At 34.5% G+C, this 20,151-nt stretch carries 15 protein-coding genes, 1 tRNA gene and 1 pseudogene; 7 read left to right on the top strand and 10 right to left on the bottom strand.

Annotation, left to right across the window (positions count from 1 at the left end):
* Nucleotides 1-22: 22 nt before the first annotated feature.
* A complete protein-coding gene (locus tag RMR09_RS00460; RefSeq protein ID WP_310593868.1) occupies nucleotides 23-2,287 on the bottom strand; it encodes a carboxy terminal-processing peptidase in 2,265 nt (754 codons plus the stop codon).
* 174 nt (nucleotides 2,288-2,461) lie between these two features.
* Between RMR09_RS00460 and RMR09_RS00455 the strand changes: the two genes are divergently transcribed.
* From RMR09_RS00455 to RMR09_RS00445, 3 genes are all read left to right on the top strand, one after another.
* On the top strand, nucleotides 2,462-2,737 hold the full coding sequence (locus RMR09_RS00455; RefSeq protein ID WP_310593867.1) for a hypothetical protein: 276 nt from the start codon (nucleotides 2,462-2,464) through the stop codon (nucleotides 2,735-2,737).
* A 24-nt stretch (nucleotides 2,738-2,761) separates the two neighbouring features.
* A complete protein-coding gene (gene lpxB, locus RMR09_RS00450) occupies nucleotides 2,762-3,874 on the top strand; it encodes a lipid-A-disaccharide synthase (RefSeq protein ID WP_310593866.1) in 1,113 nt (370 codons plus the stop codon).
* 98 nt (nucleotides 3,875-3,972) lie between these two features.
* Nucleotides 3,973-6,009: a ComEC/Rec2 family competence protein gene (locus RMR09_RS00445; RefSeq protein WP_310593865.1), complete on the top strand. Its 2,037-nt coding sequence runs from the start codon at nucleotides 3,973-3,975 to the stop codon at nucleotides 6,007-6,009.
* A 5-nt stretch (nucleotides 6,010-6,014) separates the two neighbouring features.
* Here the strand turns inward: RMR09_RS00445 and RMR09_RS00440 are convergent, their stop codons facing one another.
* From RMR09_RS00440 to RMR09_RS00425, 4 genes and pseudogenes are all read right to left on the bottom strand, one after another.
* The gene (locus tag RMR09_RS00440; protein WP_310593864.1) at nucleotides 6,015-6,476 is read right to left on the bottom strand and encodes a thioredoxin family protein; all 462 of its coding nucleotides are present in this window, start codon (nucleotides 6,474-6,476) and stop codon (nucleotides 6,015-6,017) included.
* A 35-nt stretch (nucleotides 6,477-6,511) separates the two neighbouring features.
* Nucleotides 6,512-7,999, bottom strand: coding sequence for a peptide MFS transporter (locus RMR09_RS00435; protein ID WP_310593863.1), 1,488 nt, complete (start codon nucleotides 7,997-7,999; stop codon nucleotides 6,512-6,514).
* A complete protein-coding gene (locus RMR09_RS00430) occupies nucleotides 7,986-9,680 on the bottom strand; it encodes a peptide MFS transporter (RefSeq protein WP_310593862.1) in 1,695 nt (564 codons plus the stop codon). The genes RMR09_RS00435 and RMR09_RS00430 overlap by 14 nt, the downstream gene beginning before the upstream one ends.
* Before the next feature lie 34 nt (nucleotides 9,681-9,714).
* Nucleotides 9,715-11,885: pseudogene (locus RMR09_RS00425) on the bottom strand (S9 family peptidase).
* 178 nt (nucleotides 11,886-12,063) lie between these two features.
* Here RMR09_RS00425 and RMR09_RS00420 point away from each other — a divergent pair.
* Both RMR09_RS00420 and RMR09_RS00415 read left to right on the top strand, forming a co-directional pair.
* Nucleotides 12,064-13,380 (top strand): hydroxymethylglutaryl-CoA reductase, degradative, encoded by a 1,317-nt coding sequence (locus RMR09_RS00420; protein ID WP_310593861.1) that lies wholly within the window; start codon nucleotides 12,064-12,066, stop codon nucleotides 13,378-13,380.
* A 5-nt stretch (nucleotides 13,381-13,385) separates the two neighbouring features.
* On the top strand, nucleotides 13,386-14,300 hold the full coding sequence (locus tag RMR09_RS00415; protein ID WP_310593860.1) for a GYDIA family GHMP kinase: 915 nt from the start codon (nucleotides 13,386-13,388) through the stop codon (nucleotides 14,298-14,300).
* A 64-nt stretch (nucleotides 14,301-14,364) separates the two neighbouring features.
* On the opposite strand, the gene RMR09_RS00410 is transcribed toward RMR09_RS00415, so the two are convergent.
* The 5 genes from RMR09_RS00410 to RMR09_RS00390 all read right to left on the bottom strand — a co-directional run bounded on the left by RMR09_RS00410 (nucleotide 14,365) and on the right by RMR09_RS00390 (nucleotide 19,430).
* Entirely contained in the window at nucleotides 14,365-16,461 is a 2,097-nt protein-coding gene (locus RMR09_RS00410; RefSeq protein WP_310593859.1) for a peptidylprolyl isomerase, read from the bottom strand.
* A 183-nt stretch (nucleotides 16,462-16,644) separates the two neighbouring features.
* Nucleotides 16,645-16,839, bottom strand: a complete 195-nt coding sequence (locus RMR09_RS00405) for a hypothetical protein (protein WP_310593858.1) — start codon at nucleotides 16,837-16,839, stop codon at nucleotides 16,645-16,647.
* A gap of 10 nt (nucleotides 16,840-16,849) precedes the next feature.
* Nucleotides 16,850-17,404: an LPS export ABC transporter periplasmic protein LptC gene (gene lptC, locus RMR09_RS00400; protein ID WP_310593857.1), complete on the bottom strand. Its 555-nt coding sequence runs from the start codon at nucleotides 17,402-17,404 to the stop codon at nucleotides 16,850-16,852.
* A gap of 45 nt (nucleotides 17,405-17,449) precedes the next feature.
* Entirely contained in the window at nucleotides 17,450-18,703 is a 1,254-nt protein-coding gene (locus RMR09_RS00395) for a hypothetical protein (protein WP_310593856.1), read from the bottom strand.
* Entirely contained in the window at nucleotides 18,696-19,430 is a 735-nt protein-coding gene (locus tag RMR09_RS00390; RefSeq protein ID WP_310593855.1) for a type III pantothenate kinase, read from the bottom strand. The genes RMR09_RS00395 and RMR09_RS00390 overlap by 8 nt, the downstream gene beginning before the upstream one ends.
* Before the next feature lie 98 nt (nucleotides 19,431-19,528).
* Between RMR09_RS00390 and RMR09_RS00385 the strand changes: the two genes are divergently transcribed.
* Nucleotides 19,529-19,601, top strand: a tRNA-Phe gene (locus RMR09_RS00385).
* 45 nt (nucleotides 19,602-19,646) lie between these two features.
* Nucleotides 19,647-19,931 (top strand): GIY-YIG nuclease family protein, encoded by a 285-nt coding sequence (locus RMR09_RS00380; RefSeq protein ID WP_310593854.1) that lies wholly within the window; start codon nucleotides 19,647-19,649, stop codon nucleotides 19,929-19,931.
* The last annotated feature ends 220 nt before the right edge of the window (nucleotides 19,932-20,151 follow it).

Genomic DNA, 20,151 nt, shown 5'->3' with positions numbered 1-20,151 from the left:
TCTTATTTGTGCATTTACTAGATTATGATTTTACTAGTTTATTACTTTTTAAATTGGCATCCATTGGTTTCTTTGCCACAGCTTTTGATTGCAAATCGTCTAATACATTTAAAGCTTCTTCCACGTAAATATCTTTGGACAACGATTCATGCCAACGATCTCTTTTCTCTTTCAAAGCACTGTCTTTTGCCATTACTTCTGATTCGTAAGGCAAAGAACTAAACTTCAAATTGTTTTTATAGTTCTGAAGTGGCTTGTATTTTTTTGCTTTTTCTTCGATTTGTTTTTGTGCCAATTTGAATTTATCAATGTTCAAGCTATACACATAATCTTCACTACGACTATCAATCCATTTTGCATTATCTTCTACCAACTGGAATTGTGCATTTTGAGCGATTCTGTTTTTACTATTTGCAATCGCTTGATTGAAGTTTTTATTATTTGTCCAAACACCGTATTGAGCTGGATCAATTTTATCCCATGGCATGGCATTATGCACATCGCGTTCTCCCATTTTTAAGTAAGCATAACGATCTGGCATAACCACATCACTACTAACACCTTCTAATTGTGTTGAACCACCATTAATTCTGTAGAATTTTTGAGTAGTTGTTTTTAAAGCACCTAAATCCCCCGCCGAACTAGAACGTACAAATTGATTCAAATCAATTACATTTTGCACGGTTCCTTTGCCATAAGTTTGTTTACTACCAATAATGATTCCGCGTTTGTAATCTTGAATAGCCGCTGCTAAAATTTCCGAAGCTGAGGCAGAAAAACTATTCACCATAATTACTAAAGGTCCATCCCACTCAATTTTTTTATCTCTATCATACAATACTTCTTTTCTTTTTCCCGCAGATTTGATTTGTACAATTGGTCCCTCTTCGATAAATAAACCAGCAATATCTACTACAGTTGACAAAGAGCCTCCACCATCATCACGAACGTCTAACACAATTCCGTTCACCCCTTCTTTTTTCAAACGAGAGACTTCTAAAGCAATATCTTTCCCTGCATCTCTACCATCTTTATTTTCAAAATCAATGTAGAATTTTGGCAAATAAATCACTCCATATTTTAATCCGTTTTTCTCAACGATACTCGATTTGGCATACGTTTCTTCAATCTCTACAATATCCCTAATGATTGAAATTACTTTAATAGTACCATCTACTTTTTTTACTGTAAGACGCACCTCAGTACCTTTTGCCCCTTTGATTTTCTTCACTACATCATCTAATCGCATCCCAACCACATCAACAGCTTGTTGATTGCCTTGAGCCACTTTAATCACAACATCGCCTGCTTCTAGTTGCTTACCTCTCCAAGCAGGACCTCCTGAAATCAATTCAGAAATTTCAGTATAGTCATTTTTCTTTTGCAAACGCGCGCCAATTCCTTCTAGTTTCCCACTAATACTCACATCAAAACGTTCTTTTTCTTCTGGTGCTAAGTAATTTGTATGCGGGTCAAAACGCGCTGTAATAGTATTTAAATACACTGAGAAATAATCATTTCTATCCAAATCTTTAATAAAGCCAAAATACTCGTCCAAAGATTTTACTGAACTCTCTCTTGTATCTTTTTCTAATTCTTCAAAAGTTTTTACTTTACCTGCATCAGCAGCAACCTCTTTCTTTACTTGATTAGCATTTTCTTGAAAAGCAGCGTCCGGATTCACTGGTGCCGCTGCTTCTTTTAAATCTTTATCAACTTTGCCATTATTCTCCTGAATTTCCAAACGATCTACTAAAGAGGACAACGTTGATAGTTTAATTTGTTTACGCCATCTTTCCGTCAACTCCGTAGCATTTTTAGCATACGGCATTTTTTCATAATTGGTATTGAATGATTCATCGACTTTATAATCAAATGGCTGACTCAAAACTGATTTGTAAATGGCTTTGCTTTCCTCCATACGTTTCATCAATCGAGTATACGTCAAATCAAAGAACGTCAAATCTTTGTTTTGTAATTCGTCGTCCAATTCCAATTCGTATTTTGAAAACTCATCAATATCCGATTGCAAGAAAAAACGTTTGGATGGATCCAAAGCTTCTAAATAATCTTTATATACTCCCTTTGAAAACTCATCATCCATAGTCACAGGACTGTAATGCCCTTTTTCAAGAACAAAAGTCAGTAACTCTAACAGTAACTTATCTTTGTCTGGATCAGTTGAATTAGCATAATTTGACTTGAAAGCCAACAATGATAATGATAAGAAGGTGACAACTAAGAGTATTTTATAGTTTCTTTTCATAAAGGTAATAATAGTATTCATCAAGTTTTTTGTCTAAATTACAGTAAAAATTATACCAACAATTATAAGGCTTACATAATTTTTTGTTAAAGATATAAAATTGTTCTTTTTGGCAAAGATTAAATAGTTGAAGTTGGCATTTTTTGTTTTTCTTTGTTTATTATTTTTAAGCATTAACATTAATTTGATAGCCTTTTGAAAAATAAAACCGACATACTCATTGGATTCGTCATCGGAATGGTTACTTCCTTTTTGGGATGCTTTCTTTTCATTCAGTTATTCACTGATTATACCTTTGTCACCGGAATGGAATTATTACAAAGCGACGGAAAGTTGGGTAAAATTATCACATTAGGAACCGTATTGGATTTAATTGTTTTTTGGGCTTTACTCAAATACTACAAAGAGTTCATGGCACGCGGAGTAATTTTGGCCGTTATCGTCCTTACAATCATTACTTTGTTTGTATAACTTTCAGAAAAACACGTAATAAACATGAAATATTACATTATAGCAGGAGAAGCGTCAGGCGATTTACACGGAGCCAATTTAATGAAAGCTTTGTATCAAGAAGATCCAAAAGCAGACATTCGTTTTTGGGGAGGTGATCTAATGCAGGCTACCGGTGGTACTTTGGTAAAACATTACAAAGACTTGGCTTTCATGGGATTTATTGAAGTATTATTCAATCTAAAAACGATTTTAAACAATATTTCAATTGCTAAAAAAGACATTTTGGAGTTCCAACCCGATGTGATTGTCTTTATTGATTATCCAGGATTTAATTTACGTATTGCCAAATGGGCCAAAACTTTAGGCATCAAAACGCATTATTATATATCACCCCAAATTTGGGCTTGGAAAGAAAATAGAATTACAGACATCAAACGCGATGTGGATAAAATGTATGTCATTTTGCCTTTCGAAAAAGACTTTTACGAAAATAAGCACCACTATCCTGTTAATTTTGTAGGCCATCCATTGATTGATGCTATACACAGCCAACCTCAAGTAGATGCTGCTGTTTTTAGAAAAGAAAACAATCTGAACGATCAACCCATCATTGCTATTTTGCCGGGTAGCCGAAAACAGGAAATCACTAAAATGCTCTCATTAATGCTGAGTATAGTGCAAGATTTTCCAGATTACCAATTTGTTATTGCAGGTGCGCCAAGTCAAGAATTTTATTTTTACGAAAAGTTCATCACCAACAATAACATCAAATTCATTTCAAATAAAACGTACGCTTTGTTACAAAATGCAACAGCTGCTTTAGTGACCTCTGGAACTGCTACATTAGAAACGGCTCTTTTTAAAGTTCCCGAAGTAGTATGTTACAAAGGAAGTTGGGCTTCGTACCAAATTGCGAAACGTATCATCACGTTGAAATACATCTCCTTGGTAAATTTAATTATGGATCAAGAAGTGGTAACCGAATTAATTCAAGACGATTGTACTAGCCAACGCATCAAAGAAGAATTAACAACAATTCTAGAAGATAAGCACCGTGCTAAGCTTTTAGCACAATACAATCAATTAGAACAAAAACTAGGAGGCAAAGGAGCCAGTCAAAAAACAGCACAATTGATTGTAGCGGATTTGAAATAATTTTTAAAAATTAAGATTACAAAGCTTCCAGCCTTTTGAAGATTGGAAGCTTTTTTATTTTTATCCATTTCGTTTTTAAAATTTTGTATTTTAGTAACATGAAAGTTTTGCAATTCCCCCTAGCAAGAGTTACATTGGTTTTTATAATAGGCATCGTGTTTGCTTATTATTTCCAACCGAGTCCCAATCTTGTGTTCACCTATCTATTTGTGACTACCTCATTATTAGGTGGAGTTTATTATTGGAGTACCAAAAGGGCTAACCTAGTTCGTGTTTTTGGCATCAGCGTTTACATCACCGCTTTCGGGATTGGAATGAGTTCGCAAACGATTCATACAGCAACTTATCAGAAAAATCATTTTAGTCAAGTAGATGCTGTTTTTGAGCAAACGCATACCTTCAATTTGGTCTTACGCGAAAAATTGAAAAGCAGCACGTCTAGCCAACGGTATATCGCCTTGGTACAACAAATTGACACAACAAACTGCTCGGGCAAAATACTGCTCAATATCAAAAAAGACAGTCTACATCATTCGTTTATCATTGGCAACCGACTTCAAATTCAAGGCAATTTGTATCCTAATGTCACGCCTAAAAATCCCAATCAATTTGATTATGGCAGCTACCTAAAAAACAAACAAATTTACGGTCAATTGTACGCAGACGGCTCCGATATTAAAATAAGTACTCAGATTGAAAAAGACATTTGGTATTATGCTGCTCAAATTCGGAATACCATCATTACCAATCTAACAAAAGACGGTTTCAACTCCACCGAACTCAATGTAGCAGTCGCTTTGATTCTGGGACAACAACAAGACATTGACCCTGAAATTAGCAAGGACTACCAATACGCTGGAGCAGTACACATCTTATCCGTTTCAGGTTTACACATTGGGTTCCTATTATTGTTTGTCACATTCATTCTCAAGCCTGTTCCTAACAATAAGAAAGGCTCTTTATTAAAGTTAATCGTTATTTTATGCTCCCTTTGGTTGTTCGGAATATTAGCGGGTTTAGCCCCTTCAGTAGTGCGTTCTGTAACTATGTTTTCGTTTGTAGCTATTGGGCAACACCTTCGTCGAAGCGTGAATATTTACCACACTTTGTTGGTTTCCATTTTACTCATTTTATTAGTGCAACCGGGATTTTTATTTGATGTGGGATTCCAACTGAGTTATTTAGCCTTATTTTTTATTTTGTGGTTTCATCCCTTGTTATCCCAAATTTGGACGCCCAAAAACAAAATCTCAAAATACATTTGGGATATTCTAAGCGTTTCTTTCGCGGCACAAATTGGAACACTCCCGTTGAGTTTGTATTATTTTCATCAGTTTCCAGGATTGTTTTTTATAACTAATTTGGTTATCATTCCACTAACAGGATTCATTATGGGATTAGGTGTTGTGGTAATGGTATTGGCATTTATTAACCAATGTCCGTTTTTCTTATCCAAGGGATTAGAATGGAGCTTATTTATTGTAAACAAAATTATCCATACCATTGCTTCGCTAGAACAATTCATTATTAAAGACATTCCATTTACCTTAGCCTTTCTTTTGACCAGTTATGCTGTAGTTTTCAGTACAATTCTTTGGTTTAAAAAGCCTCGTTTTACTCGTTTGGTTACTATTTTAGTCTCAGTTATTTTAGTACAAATTGCTTTTTTATGGAATAAATGGTCAATAGAAAACCAACACGAATGGGTCGTATTCAATTCCAAAAAAAACACCTTAATAGTCGAACGCAAAGGGGATGATGTTACACTTTTTGCCAATGACAACCTTTCAAAAATTGGTTCAAAAAACAACACCATCAATTCCTATCTTGTAGGTAATTTTAGTCATTTGGCTGCAGCCAAAGAATTAAAAAACACTGTTTTCTTCAATGGAAAACGTATTTTGATTTTAGACAGTTTAGGAGTGTATCCCATCCATAGCAGACCTGATATTGTACTGCTTACCCAGTCCCCTAAAATTAACTTAGAACGACTTATTCAAACTACCCAACCCAAAGCTATTGTAGCCGACGCATCCAATTACAAAAACCTGCAGAAACTTTGGGAAGCAACTTGTTTAAAAGAAAAAATCCCTTTTCACTCGACTAGTGAAAAGGGATTCTATATCTTGAATTAAAGCAATTATTTTTTCTTCAAAATTCCATCAGCAACAGCTAACCAAGCCGTTGGTCCACCAGCCACATAACCTGTATTACCTAAAGATTGAAAATTAATCTTTCCTTTAGACTCTGTTACTGTCGCAAAATGAACCGTTGGATATCCTTGAATTCCAAAAATTTGCTGTAACTGTCCGTTCTGTTGTTTGATTTCGTTAGTTTGTGGTTTACTTCTTGGGTAATCCAATTCGACTAAAACTACATTTTTTTGAGCCCAAGCTGCAAATTCAGGAGTTCTTAAAACTTCTTTTTGTAAACGAATACACCATCCGCACCAGTCGCTTCCAGTAAAAAACAACAGCATCGGTTTTTTAGTTTTCTTAGAAACTTCAATCGCTTTATTTACATTACTTTCCCAATACAATTCTTGTGCTTGTAGAGAAATCGTTCCCAAAACAAAGACTAAGGTGATAATTATTTTTTTCATTTAGTTGTATTTTTTATAAAATCAAAATTAGTGAATTATTTTACTTCCTGCATTAATTTTTTTACCAAGGGTGTAATCAATAGCAAAAACACACCTGCTATAATAGAATATACGGCTAATTGATAATAGCCTTCGGTATACGATTGTAATTTAGACACTAATGTATTTCCTATATCTGAATTGGACATAGCAGCGCCTAATTTACCAGCAGCCAATTGTCCGAACGCACTCGCCAAAAACCACAATCCCATCATCATTCCAAACAAACGTTTTGGAGACAATTTGGTAATAATTGACATCCCAATAGGTCCTAAGCACAACTCACCAACAGTTGTTACCAAATAAGCAAATGTGAACACATTCAAAGAAGCGATTCCTTTCACGTTAGCAAAAAATCGGGTGAGGTAAAAAATATAGAATGATGCTCCGAGGAATAAAAATCCGATTCCGAATTTTACAATCGTATTCGGTTCTATTTTTTTCTTTCCTAACCACAACCATAATAATCCAATAAGGGGACTCAATACAATGACAAAAAAAGTATTAGAACTATTGTTTACCACATTAGGGTCAATATGAAAAAACAACAAACTATCATTCAGATTGTCTTTAGCAAAAAGAGACAACGAACCCCCACTTTGCTCGTAAATGGCATTGAATAAAAAGTAAAAAAAGATGAATAAGAACGCCGCAATTAATTTTTTTTGCAAAGCACTATTCTTCAAATTAATAGTTTCAATTACAAAATACAAAATCGCAATTATCCCTATCGTGTACATAAAGTAGTCCGTATAATCCGTATTTTTTACCATTAAAAAGATAAAAGGAATACTCAATAGCGAACCTACATATACTGCAATTTCTCTAACTTTTCTTTTATTGGAAGCTAAATTCGATAATGGAGAATCGCCAATAGGACCTAACTGTTTTTTGGTCAATAAAAAGGTGATTAAACCCAAAAACATCACAATAGCCGCAGACAAAAAACACCATTGCCAAGAATAATATTTTCCTAAATAAATACACAAAGCACCTCCTAAAAGTCCGCCAACGTTAATTCCGGCATAGAACATCCCATAACCTGCATCACGTCTATTGTCATTTTCATGGTACAACTCGCCCACCATAGAAGAAATATTGGGTTTAAAAAAACCCGTTCCAATAATGGAAAAAGCAATACCATAATAAAAAAGCGTGGCAGGAGAAAAAGCAATCAAAAGATTACCCAAAATCATAACTATTCCACCAAATAATAGAGATTTTTTGAAGCCTAAAATTTTGTCCGCAAAAATACCTCCAATAAAAGTAAAAGCGTAGACAAAAGCTTGAATGGCTCCGTATTGCAAATTAGCTGCTTCGTCTTTCAATAGCAATTGATCGACCATGAAGTACGTTAAAACACCACGCATTCCATAAAAGCAGAAGCGTTCCCACATTTCTACTAAAAACAAATACCACAATTGCTTGGGGTATTTGCCTTCAAAGTTTTGTATTTTTTCTAAGGTTAAATTATCGGATACCATGCATCATTTTTTTCAAAAAAGGAGTCAAGGCAAACAATATTAATGACGCAATTCCTGTCAGTACCACAAATACCATAAAAAATTCGAATAGATTATGGATTTCAACACCTGCAAAAATAGGATTGTGATCGCTGATTTGGTTATCCGCTAACAACTTCAATTGCTCTGCTGTTGGTGTGATTTTTTTATCTAAAATAGGTTGCAAATCAATCCCTAATGTTTTTGCCTTATCAAATTTATCTCCTGTTGCAGGTAAGATTGAACCTAAAGTTCCTCCTAACGCATATCCTGAAGCATTCGACAAAAAGAAAACACCATACAATAAAGAGGCGAAACGTTTTGGAGATAATTTGCCTACTAATGACAACCCAATTGGCGACAAGCATAACTCAGCACAAGTATTTAAGAAATACAATAAAATCAACCATTTAACCGCTAACAAACCTGAAGTACCTAAACCTTTCACCTGATTAGCAATCATAAAGAAACTCACTGTAATTAAAAACAATCCTAAGGCAAGTTTGAATGGAGAAATAGGTTCTTTTTCTTTAGCTCTCAATCTGTCCCATAACATACTGAATGGCACAGCCAAAATCACAACAAAAAGTCCGTTGAAAATTTGCACCATCGAAGCTGGCATTTGCCAACCAAACATAAAAGTTCTGTCGGTTTGATTATCAGCAATAAAAGTTAACGAAGATCCCGCTTGTTCAAAGGCAGCCCAAAAGAAAATGATAAAGAATGATACAATATAAATTACCAAGATTCGATCTCTTTCTATTTTGGTCAACGAACTATCGGACAAAATCAATCCCGCCAAAGTGATTCCACTAGCGTAAATAATTGGGTATATAATGGTTTTTACCACATTATCACCATCAACCGAAAAATGGAACAACAAGAATAAGCCAACAAAACAAACTACTGCTACCGCTAATGCTGTTGGTGTAAAAACGGCTTTTTGTGCTTCTCCTTCTTCATAATCTGACGATTCATTTTTAGATGGCAATCCTCCTAATGGTTTTCCTTCAGGAGAAACTACATATTTATTTTTCAAAAAGTAGAACAAAATAGTTCCTAAAAGCATCGCAATTGAAGCCGCAAGAAATCCCCATTTAAAAGCATGAATATTTCTAATTCCAGCAGAATCTTTCACATCTCCTAACAATGGACAAATCGATTGACCTAAGAAAGCACCAATATTAATTCCCATATAGAATATAGTAAAGGCAGTATCCAATTTATTTTTTTCTTGTTTTGGATACAAACTTCCCACCATAGAAGAAATATTTGGTTTGAAAAATCCATTACCAAAGATAATCGCCCCTAAACCACTATACATAATGGTTGTAGCCAAAGGTAAATTTTCACCAAAAACACTTGCACTAGTAAACAACAATAACTGACCGATTGCCATTATCAATCCACCTAACATAATACAGTTTCTATTACCTAAAAATCGATCGGCAATAAATCCACCCAACATAGGCGTTAAGTAACAAAGTCCCAAGAAACCTCCATAAATTAAGGAAGCATCTTCTTCTTTCATTACTAAAGAATTCACAAGAAATAATACTAATAAAGTTCGCATTCCGTAGAAATTGAATCGTTCCCACATTTCTGTTCCAAACAATACCCAAAGTCCTTTTGGATGCGCTGTTTTCGATTGAGTTTCTGTCATAATTCTATTTTTTGGTTGTAATTAATTGGTTGGTTTATAAATTTTCTTTGATAAAATTAGTCATTTTGTTAAACAACTGAATTCTCGTTTTACCTCCATAAATTCCGTGATTCTTATCAGGGTAAATTTGAGAATCAAATTGTTTGTTGGCTTGAATCATCGCTTCCATCATTTGCATTGAATTTTGAACATGCACATTATCATCTCCTGAACCATGAATCAACAAGAACTTTCCTTTTAATTTAGCTACGTGATTGATAGGCGAATTTTCGTCATAGCCACTTGCATTTTCTTGAGGCGTTTGCATATAACGTTCCGTGTAAATACTATCATAAAAACGCCAGTTCGTTACCGGAGCCACCGCAATAGCCATTTTGAACACATCATTCCCTTTCATAATACAGTTAGACGCCATGAATCCTCCAAAACTCCAACCCCAAATTCCAATTCTGTTTTTATCTACATACGGATAATTTCCAATGACTTTAGCCGCATCAATTTGGTCTTCTACTTCGTATTTACCCAATTCTTTTTGAGTTACTTTTTTGAATGCAGCTCCTTTGAAACCTGTTCCGCGTCCGTCAACACAAGCTACGATATATCCCTGTTGCGCTAACATTTGGAACCAATAATCATCATTAGAATTCCAATCGTTATTTACTTGTTGAGATCCTGGACCAGAATATTGGTACATAAAAACCGGATATTTTTTAGAAGCATCAAAATCTTTTGGTTTCAAAATCCAAGCATTCAATTCGTTCCCTTTTGCCGTTTTTAAAACAAAAAATTCTTTTGAAGGTAAATTGTAGCCTTTTAATTTAGCTGCTAAATCTTCGTTTTTCTCAATCACTTGCACTTGCGCTCCTGTTTTAGCTTCATTCAACGTGTACGTAGTTGGTTGTGTAGCGCTAGAAAACGTATTGATAAAATACTGGAAATTCGGACTGAAAGTTGCCGCATTAGTTCCTGTCGTTTTAGACAAACGCAGTTTATTTTTGCCATTAAGATTGATGCTATACACATCTCTATTAATCGAACCATTTTCTACCGATTGGTAAAAAACAGTATTGGTTTTTTCGTCAAAACCGTAGTAATTCGTCACTTCCCAGTTGCCTTTGTCACTTGATTTTTCAATTTTCCAGTTTTGTCATATAAATAAATATGATTGAAACCGTCTTTTTCACTAGTCCAAATAAAACTATTGTCTTTCAAAAACGTCAAATTATCAGTAACATCTACATAGGCTTTGTCTTTCTCATTCAACACTACTTTCGTAGTTCCTGAATTTCCATCTATAAACAACAAGTCCAAATTATCTTGATGGCGATTTAACACCTGAGCCGAAAGCACATTGGCTTCCTTAGTCCATTGCATTCTAGCGATGTAAAAATCTGAATATTGGGATAGATTTACTTTTTGAGTTCCTTTAGAAGCTACATCATAAATATGCAACGATACTTCTGAATTTTTCTCTCCCGCTTTAGGATATTTGAATGTCTCAATGGTTGGGTACAAATCCTTTTTGAAAATCGACATCGAAAATTCTGGAACTTGACTTTCGTCAAAACGAATATACGCTACTTTTTTACTGTCTTTACTCCAATCAAAAGCGCGAACAAAAGCAAATTCTTCTTCGTATACCCAGTCAGTAATTCCGTTGATGATACTATTCTTTTTTCCATCTGTGGTGATGGCTGTAATTTGTTTAGTGGCAATATCGTATACATACAAATTGTTTTCTCTAGCAAATGCTATCTTTTTACCATCTGGCGAAAAAGTAGGTTCTTGAACTTGAAAATCAAATACTTTAGATACGTTTTTTGTAGTTGTATCGTACAAATAATAATCGGCAGTAAACGAGTGGCGGAAAATTTGATTGGTAGAATTCGCAATTAAAACTAATTTCTCGTCTGGCGAAAATGTATAACTATCTATACCATCTGCCAAAACAGGAAAGTTTTTAGTATCAATCAAAGTGTTTACTTTTTTCAAAGTAGCAAAGTCAAAAAGGTCAATTTGCATACTTCTAGACGCATTGTCATAATTCAATACGGTATATTGGTTGGTATTTTTCATGGACTGTAATTCGTCCATTCCTTTGGCTCTAAAGGCTCCTGAATATATTTCTTCAACAGTAATTTTTTGTTGTCCAAAAACTGCAATTGTGAACACAAAATACAGAACAAAAGATAGGTTTGATTTCATAATTTTTGATTGGTTATAAACGACCCCAATTTTAGTGAAAAAATTACAATTATTTCACATTTGGGCTGTTAAATGTTAAACTCAAATTCAATTACTTCAATTTATTGCATAAAATGAGTTACTGAAGAAAAGGTCGAAAAGTGTATCTTTGCGAGGAAATTACTATAATCAATTGAGAATGAACCAAGCCGTAAGTGGATTTTCGAAACTATCCAAAGAAGAAAAAATAGATTGGGTTGCCAAAACCTATTTTTCAACGCCTGAAAATGCAATTCAATTATTGAAAAACTATTGGAATTCAGATGAAAAAATCCAAAAACTACACGACGAATTTATCGAAAATACGATTTCTAATTTTTATATCCCTTTGGGTGTAGCCCCAAATTTTCTCATCAACGGAAAATACAAAACTATCCCAATGGCTATCGAAGAAAGCTCCGTAGTAGCGGCGGCTTCCAAAGCAGCTAAATTTTGGTCTACTCGAGGTGGATTTACGACTACAGTAATTGACACCGAAAAAATTGGTCAAGTTCATTTCATTTTCAAAGGGGAAGCCGAAAAATTACACACTTTCTTTTCGAAAATCAAAGCCGATTTATTTACTGAAACCGCTAGCATTACTAAAAATATGCAAGCCCGTGGCGGAGGTATTTTAGATATTATATTAAAAGACAAAACCGATTTAATTCCCAACTATTTTCAGCTTCATGTCAGTTTTGAAACCAAAGATAGTATGGGTGCCAATTTCATAAACTCGTGTTTGGAGCAATTTGCCAAAACATTGAAAGCAAAAGCAAACGAATACGAACTTTTTTCGGAAACAGAAAAAGACATCCAAATCGTAATGAGCATTTTGTCGAATTATGTTCCCAATTGCTTGGTTCGTGCCGAAGTTTCGTGTCCCATTGCCGACTTAGAAGAAAAACACATTCCGAATCCATACCAATTTGCAGAAAAATTTGTGCAAGCCGTTCGCATTGCCGAAGTAGAACCTTTCCGTGCCGTAACCCATAATAAAGGAATTATGAATGGTGTAGATGCTGTAGTTTTGGCAACTGGAAATGACTTTAGAGCGATTGAAGCAGGTATTCATGCGTATGCTTCTCGCAACGGACAGTATTCAAGTTTATCTCATGCTAAAATAGAAAATGGTATTTTTAGCTTTTGGATGGAAATTCCGCTGGCTTTAGGAACCGTTGGTGGATTGACCAGTTTACATCCTTTGGTCAAATTATCTTTGGAAATGCTTGAAAAACCATCCGCTCAAGAATTAATGCAAATTGTAGCTGTTGCGGGACTAGCACAAAACTTCGCCGCTTTGCGCTCTTTAACCACAACAGGAATTCAGGACGGACACATGAAAATGCACTTGAATAATATTTTGAACCAATTCGAAGCAACAGAAGAAGAACGTACTGCGGTTCAAAAACATTTCAAACATCAAACGGTTTCACACAGCGCTGTGGTTGATTTGATGAAACAATTGAGAAACTAATCGATATGCAACATACCTTTTACAGCAATGGTAAATTACTAATCACAGGAGAGTACCTCATTTTAGATGGTGCTAAAGGATTGGCTTTGCCTACCAAAATGGGACAAAATCTCATTGTAAAAGAAACGAATAGTGGTGCCATACACTGGAGAAGTTATGATGCGGATGGAAGTCTTTGGTTTGAAGATCATATTACATTTCAAGAAATAAAAGAACCAAACAACACCTCAGCCGAATCGGTAAAAGCAACATTAATCAAAATTTTACAAGTTGCCGATAGTATGAATTCTAACCTACTTTCTGATTCAGAAGGGCTTACCATAACCACTCAATTGAGCTTTCCTAGAAATTGGGGATTAGGCACCTCCTCTACTTTGATTAATAACATTGCGCAATGGTTTCAAATAGATGCGTTTGAATTGCTACATAAAAGTTTTGGCGGCAGTGGGTACGATATTGCTTGTGCGCAAAACAACACCCCTATTACCTACACTTTAGAAAGTGGAAACCCAAGAGTAGAAAAAGTAGTTTTCGAGCCTGAATTTACCAAAAACCTCTATTTTGTGTATTTGAACCAAAAGCGAAATAGTAAATCAGCTATAGCCGACTACCATACCAACAAGACTTCACAATTATCGAACTACATCGCTACAATAAATGAACTAACTCAGGATATTATCGAGGCGAAAGATCTAGAGTTATTTACCCAATTACTAAACCAACACGAAACTGTTTTAAGTGAAATTCTAAAAACAGAAACAGTAAAAGATACTTTATTCCCTGATTTTGATGGTGCTGTGAAAAGTTTAGGCGCTTGGGGAGGCGATTTTGTTTTGGTCATATCCAAAGAAAATCCAAAATCGTATTTTGTTGCCAAAGGATATGAAACGGTAATTCCGTATGAAGAAATGATTTTGTGATTAAGTAAAAAACAAAAAAGCCAAGACTTACATCTTGGCTTTTTTTATACTCTATAATTACTGCTTAGTAATTAAACTTACTTCTATTGTCTTCAATAGTTGCATTCGCTTTCAAAGCAGGAAGAATTCTACCCGCATCACCTGCAGTTTGTTGTTTCAATTTAGCCACATAAGCTGCATGATTTTTCAAAGCAGGTGCTTTTACTGTGCTTACATTTTTTACTACATACACTCCAGTCACACCTTCGATTGGTGCAGATACTTTATTAGCTGCTAATGCAAAAGCATTTCCAACTACTTTTGGTTCTGCTCCTACAAGACCTAATACAGGATTTTCCATAGTTACATTAGCTGCTTGCTCTACTTTAGAACCTGCTGCTTTCGCAATTGCTTCTAATGATGAACCTGTCATCTTCGCTTTGATTAACTCTGCTTTTTTCTTGTTTTTAAGAATTGGCTCTACATACGCTCTAGCTTGAGTAACCGGTACTAAACCTGATTTGTCAATCGATTTTACTCTAGCAATTACGTGACCAATATTAGCCAACTCAAATCTTTTGATTGAACCTACTTTAGAATCATCTTCAAAAGCCCATCTTACGATAGCTCTTTGATTTCCTAAAGAAGCGAAGTTTTCTTCCATTCCTGTTACTGTAACCGGTGCAGCAACTGTTAATTTCATGTCTTTTGCCAATTTTGCAAAATCTTTACTAGCTGCGTCCATTTCAAACTGAGTAGCTTGAGTAAACACTTTATCTGAAGTAGCTTCAGAAGGTTCAATTTTTTGAGCCACAGTAGCTAAACGAATACCATCTTGTTTATCAGTAATTCTGATGATATGGAATCCAAAAGGGGTTTCTACTAAACCAACTTTACCAATAGCATTTCCAAATACGAAATCGTTGAATGGTTTTACCATTTGGTTTGGACCAAAATAACCTAAATCACCTCCTTGTTGTGCAGAAGAATCATCAGAGTTAGAAAATGCTAACATCATGAAACTATCTGGATTAGTATTTACTTGTGCTAATATAGCTTGCGCTTTAGCCAAGGCTTGTTCTTTAGTTCTTTTTTCTCTTTTATTAGGTACTTGAGTTCCTTCGTAACTAATTAAGATATGACTTGCTTTAGCATTCACTCCTGCTTTTTTACCAAAAGATTTAGAAATACAATAGTAGTTTCCAAATTTGTATGGTCCATAAACAGCTCCTGGAGCTAAGTTGAATAACTGATCTGCATCAACTGCAGGTAAATTTTTCTTAGCGATATAAGTAGAATCGTAAGGAACATCAGAATTTGAATTCACAAAATCAATAGCATTTGGAGCAGTTCTAAAACCAGCTACAGTATCATTCTTAGCGGTTTTTTGATTGTACACTACACTACCAGATAATAAAGCAGTGATTTTAGCTTTTACATCAGCTTCATCTTCTTTAGATGCTTTGTCTTCAATTAAAACGTACTCGATTTCTCTTGATTCGTCAGCTTTGTATTTTTTCTCGTTTTTCTTCATGAAATCTACAATTTCAGCATCCGTCACTTTAACTTGACTGTCTTTAATAGTAGAATACAATCCAGCAACATAAGCAAAGTTCACTTTGTTAGCTTCCATTTCATATTTCAATTTTCCTTCAGCTTCAGTAGTATACAACCCTGATTTTACCAAAGTGCTATAGATTTGAAATTTAGCATTCAATTCTGCTGATTTTTCTCTTTCTTGTAAAACGGCTGCTTGTTCTGGGTTAGCTTTGAAATAGTCCTTGAATTTAGCTAAATCAAACAATCCTGCTGCATTCAAAAACAATGGGTTTTTTCCAATATTTTCGTCTGCTTTCAAAACTTCTACTAGGTGCTTTTCACCTACTCTTAATCCTAATTTATCAAACTGAGAAGTCAACAAAGCTACAGAAACTTCTTGGTCCCAAACTTGATTAGCTGCTTGAGTTGAAGTAATTCCTTGACCACTTTTTTCTACATTACTTACTTTAACTCTAAAGTCTTCAAATGAAATATCTTTTCCGTCGATAGTTCCAATATCCTTAGTGTTTTTTCCAAGTCCACCTTTACCGATAAGATCTTGTATTATAAACGCAAATAAAGCTAATGCAATAGCACCTATTAATAATGCGGAACGTTTTCTAATTTTTGCTAAAACTGCCATTTTTATTGTAATTAATTTTATATTCAGTTTGCGAAAATACAATTATCTAATTAATAATTATACTAGTAGCGTTTTATTTTGTAAGATTTTTTAAATTTCTAAAAAAAATCAATGTTCTAGTGCTATTTTCGCTAATTCTGTTCTCTTTGACTTCTACAAATCTAATTGCTAAACTCGCAACAATTAGTTGTTGTTCTTTTTGTACGATTCAAATCGTTTGGCATACTTTCTTCTGAAGAAAAACATAAAAAATACAAATGCCGCAAGTCCAAAACTCATCCATGGTCTATCGTCAGTATTCCAATTTGAAATTCCATCATAGATCAGATAGATTCCTAAAATAAGGTATAAATAAGGGGTAAATTTAAGATAACTCATAGTGTTTTATTTAGTCGGCCGAATCAACTTCGCCGGTTATTCTTTGTGAATTTATTACTTTAAAATCTTTACTAAAATCAATTCCTTGTCCGTTTGAAACTCCCTTGGGAGAAGTGAATTTGAATTTTCTCTCCGTAAAAAACCAAGCGTTATTTTGATCGTAGTACAATTGTTGGGTTTCTAGAATTTGACCATCGTCAGAAACGATTTTCACTTTGCCTTGCAAATCAATAATTCCGGTTTGCTTGTAAGAGACTGCATAATTAGAAGTAACTACCGTTTTCTTTGCGTTTTTGTCATACAATGTAACATGAATTCCTTTTGGAAATTCAGTAAACGGAAAATCAACTACGGCATAATCCAGCATTTTTTTACTAACCAAAATGGCTGTAATTCGTCCCGAATCAGTATATTTTAAATTGATTTCATCCGCATCACTACTAGGTACAAAGTCTGAAAAGTTATTTTTTTGAATTTCCTTAAAATTACTTTCACATCCAAACGAAAGCATCACAAGTGAAACCGCCAATAGATAGTAAAGGTTATTTTTTTTTAGAAATCTCATAATCACACTTAACTAAGTAAGAAATAATATGCGCTAGATTGCGTATTAGTTGAATTTTCTCTTTTCAAACCATCTGTCGTTTAAAGACAAACTCAGGCTGAAATTAGCATAATTCTCTTGTACTAGATTAGAAGAAGTAGTTCCTTTTTTTCCTAATTCAAAACCAAGGTTTACATTTGAAAAGGTTCCTGAAACTGGAAATCCAACTCCAAGCGTCAATCCAATATCGTTAATCGATTGCGAATTAACCACTAAACCTGTTTTTTCATATTTAAGTCCACCTCTATACACTAATCTTTTTACATAACTTGAGAAAGAGTTGTAATTAGGAATGTAATATCCTCCAATACTGTATTTTTGACTTCCTTCGTAAGAAACATTACTCAATGAGTTGTAACTATTAGCAAGTCCAGCTGCAGCTCGCATACTTACTTGAGCACCCAAAAGCCATTTTCTTGACTCTCCAATACCTGCTCCAAAAGTAATTGTACTTGGTAATTTTAAATTAGAAGTTGTTGTAACCTCATCGGCTTGATCCACAACAGACATATTATAACTTGCATCAAACATAACGGTTGAAATATTTCTTGCTGTTACTGATTGTAATTTACTGTCTAATGAATAACTCAAACTACTATAAAAATTTAATTTTGATTTAATTTTAGTTTGAAACATTAAGCCTGTATTAAAATGCACTCCGGTTATGGCTACATTATTTGATTCACGAGTACCAACAGGAATTCCAGAGATAAACTCCAAACTATTGGTTTCGATTTTACCAAAACTATACTGCGCATCTGCTCCTAAGCTCCATTTTGGGGTGATTTTGTATCCTATTCCTAAAAACACTTTGTTTAACCCGCCTTTCCCATCAAAACGACTACTGTTTTGATTTGCAACAGCAGCAATAGATTCAATTTTATATCCTACAGAAGAATAGGGTATTAATCCAAACCCTACTCCTATTTTTTTGGTAACAGGCAATCCAACCGCTAAATAATCTAGCGCTGTTCTTTGTGTAGTTGCTGATTCTGAAGTTGTTTTTAAATTAGTTGTGTTGTAGCTTCCGCCAATGGCAAATGTGGTTAATTTCAGATTGGCATAACTTGCCGGATTGTCTAAATTAATATGAATACTATCTTGTTCTATTCCGATACCTGCCATAGCACGCATTTCAGCAGTTCCTTTATATCGAACATCACCAATTCCAAAAAACGAATAAGGCGAAGCGGTTCCTTCTTGTGCAAAAGTTACGAATGAAAAAAGCAAACAAGTGCTTACTATAATTTTTTTAATCATTTTTGATTTTATATTGAAAGTTGTGATTCAAACTCTCTAAAAGAAAATTTGAATTGGCAAATATGGTATTTTTTAATCGTTTAGCCAAAAATTCTGCGTCGCCACCCGTTAAAATTATGATAAAATTTGAATAGCGTGTTCGGTACTCTTCGATAAAACCATCTATTTCGTGAGCCAATCCATTAACCACACCTGAATGAATCGAATTCGCTGTGGAATTTCCAATGAAATAATCCGGACATTCTGATCCTAATAAAGGTAGTTTTGCAGTGTAATTATGTAAGGATTCATAACGCAAACGCAATCCTGGCGATATTGCCCCTCCTAAATACACATCGTCTTGACTTATAAAATCATAGGTGACACAAGTTCCTGCATCGATTACTAATCTATTTTGATTTGGATAACGCAATGTAGCCCCCGCAGCCAAAACCATTCTATCAATCCCTAAAGTAGTGGGTGTAGCATACGCATTCAAAAAAGGAAAAACATCTTCATGCGTAACAAAGTGAACAGAAAGTCTGTCTGCAAAAAATGAAAAAGCCTCTTTTTCAAATTTTCCAACACTTGCCACGACTAAATGGGAAGTGCTTGGATATTTTGTTAAAATATTTTCAATTGCATTTTGTAATGCATTCGGCTCAAAAAGGAATTGCTCCAAAAAGGTATCTTTCTCAAATACAGCACCTTTAATTCGGGTGTTCCCTACATCTATTGTTAGAATCATATTTCATTATTTGACACCGCGAAGATACGAATTGATTTTTTTTACTATTTGTTTTGGATAAATTAAAAATGGTTCTATATTTGCACCCGCATTAGCAAGGTACCTTAGCTCAGATGGTAGAGCAATGGACTGAAAATCCATGTGTCCCTGGTTCGATCCCTGGAGGTACCACAAAACCCACTCAAACGAGTGGGTTTTTTGTTTTTACTAAAATATATGCCTCACTTTCTTTACATAGTATATTCTAAATCTTCAACCAAATATTATGTTGGTGAAACACATAATATTCAAGAAAGAATTCAAAAACACAATGAACATGAATATGCCAATTCATTTTCCAAGATAGCTAATGATTGGGAATTGGTGTTAACTTTTGAATGTATCGATAGAAATTCGACTTTATATCTAGAACGCTTTATCAAGAAAATGAAAAGCAAAGTTTTTATTGAAAAAATTATTCAAAACCCTGAAATACTTTCAGATATTTTATCCAAAAAATAAAAATCCATGTGTCCCTGGTTCTCCCGAAGCGTCGGGACTGGAGGTACCACAAAACCCACTCAAACGAGTGGGTTTTTTGTTTTTACTAAAATATATACCTCACTTTCCCACGCTAGCGCAATATCATTAATTTAAGAAAAAAACCTCTGTATTTTGTCATTCTGACAAAGGAAGAATCTCATTAGTTGCTCTCCCTCTGCTCCCGCGCGAATCCTTTCGC

This window comes from Flavobacterium sp. (assembly GCF_031537875.1).
Taxonomy (GTDB): Bacteria; Bacteroidota; Bacteroidia; order Flavobacteriales; family Flavobacteriaceae; genus Flavobacterium.
The sequence above is the reverse complement of the archived record's forward strand: the minus strand, read 5'-3'. Positions and strand labels throughout refer to the sequence as shown.

Coding starts and splice junctions, on each gene's coding strand:
- RMR09_RS00445 (WP_310593865.1), top strand. CDS start 3,973: ATGAAAGTTTTGCAATTCCCCCTAGCAAGAGTTACATTGGTTTTTATA.
- RMR09_RS00435 (WP_310593863.1), bottom strand. CDS start 7,999: ATGGTATCCGATAATTTAACCTTAGAAAAAATACAAAACTTTGAAGGC.
- RMR09_RS00395 (WP_310593856.1), bottom strand. CDS start 18,703: ATGATTAAAAAAATTATAGTAAGCACTTGTTTGCTTTTTTCATTCGTA.
- RMR09_RS00420 (WP_310593861.1), top strand. CDS start 12,064: ATGAACCAAGCCGTAAGTGGATTTTCGAAACTATCCAAAGAAGAAAAA.
- RMR09_RS00460 (WP_310593868.1), bottom strand. CDS start 2,287: ATGAATACTATTATTACCTTTATGAAAAGAAACTATAAAATACTCTTA.
- lpxB (WP_310593866.1), top strand. CDS start 2,762: ATGAAATATTACATTATAGCAGGAGAAGCGTCAGGCGATTTACACGGA.
- lptC (WP_310593857.1), bottom strand. CDS start 17,404: ATGAGATTTCTAAAAAAAAATAACCTTTACTATCTATTGGCGGTTTCA.
- RMR09_RS00380 (WP_310593854.1), top strand. CDS start 19,647: ATGCCTCACTTTCTTTACATAGTATATTCTAAATCTTCAACCAAATAT.
- RMR09_RS00405 (WP_310593858.1), bottom strand. CDS start 16,839: ATGAGTTATCTTAAATTTACCCCTTATTTATACCTTATTTTAGGAATC.
- RMR09_RS00410 (WP_310593859.1), bottom strand. CDS start 16,461: ATGGCAGTTTTAGCAAAAATTAGAAAACGTTCCGCATTATTAATAGGT.
- RMR09_RS00440 (WP_310593864.1), bottom strand. CDS start 6,476: ATGAAAAAAATAATTATCACCTTAGTCTTTGTTTTGGGAACGATTTCT.
- RMR09_RS00430 (WP_310593862.1), bottom strand. CDS start 9,680: ATGACAGAAACTCAATCGAAAACAGCGCATCCAAAAGGACTTTGGGTA.
- RMR09_RS00390 (WP_310593855.1), bottom strand. CDS start 19,430: ATGATTCTAACAATAGATGTAGGGAACACCCGAATTAAAGGTGCTGTA.
- RMR09_RS00415 (WP_310593860.1), top strand. CDS start 13,386: ATGCAACATACCTTTTACAGCAATGGTAAATTACTAATCACAGGAGAG.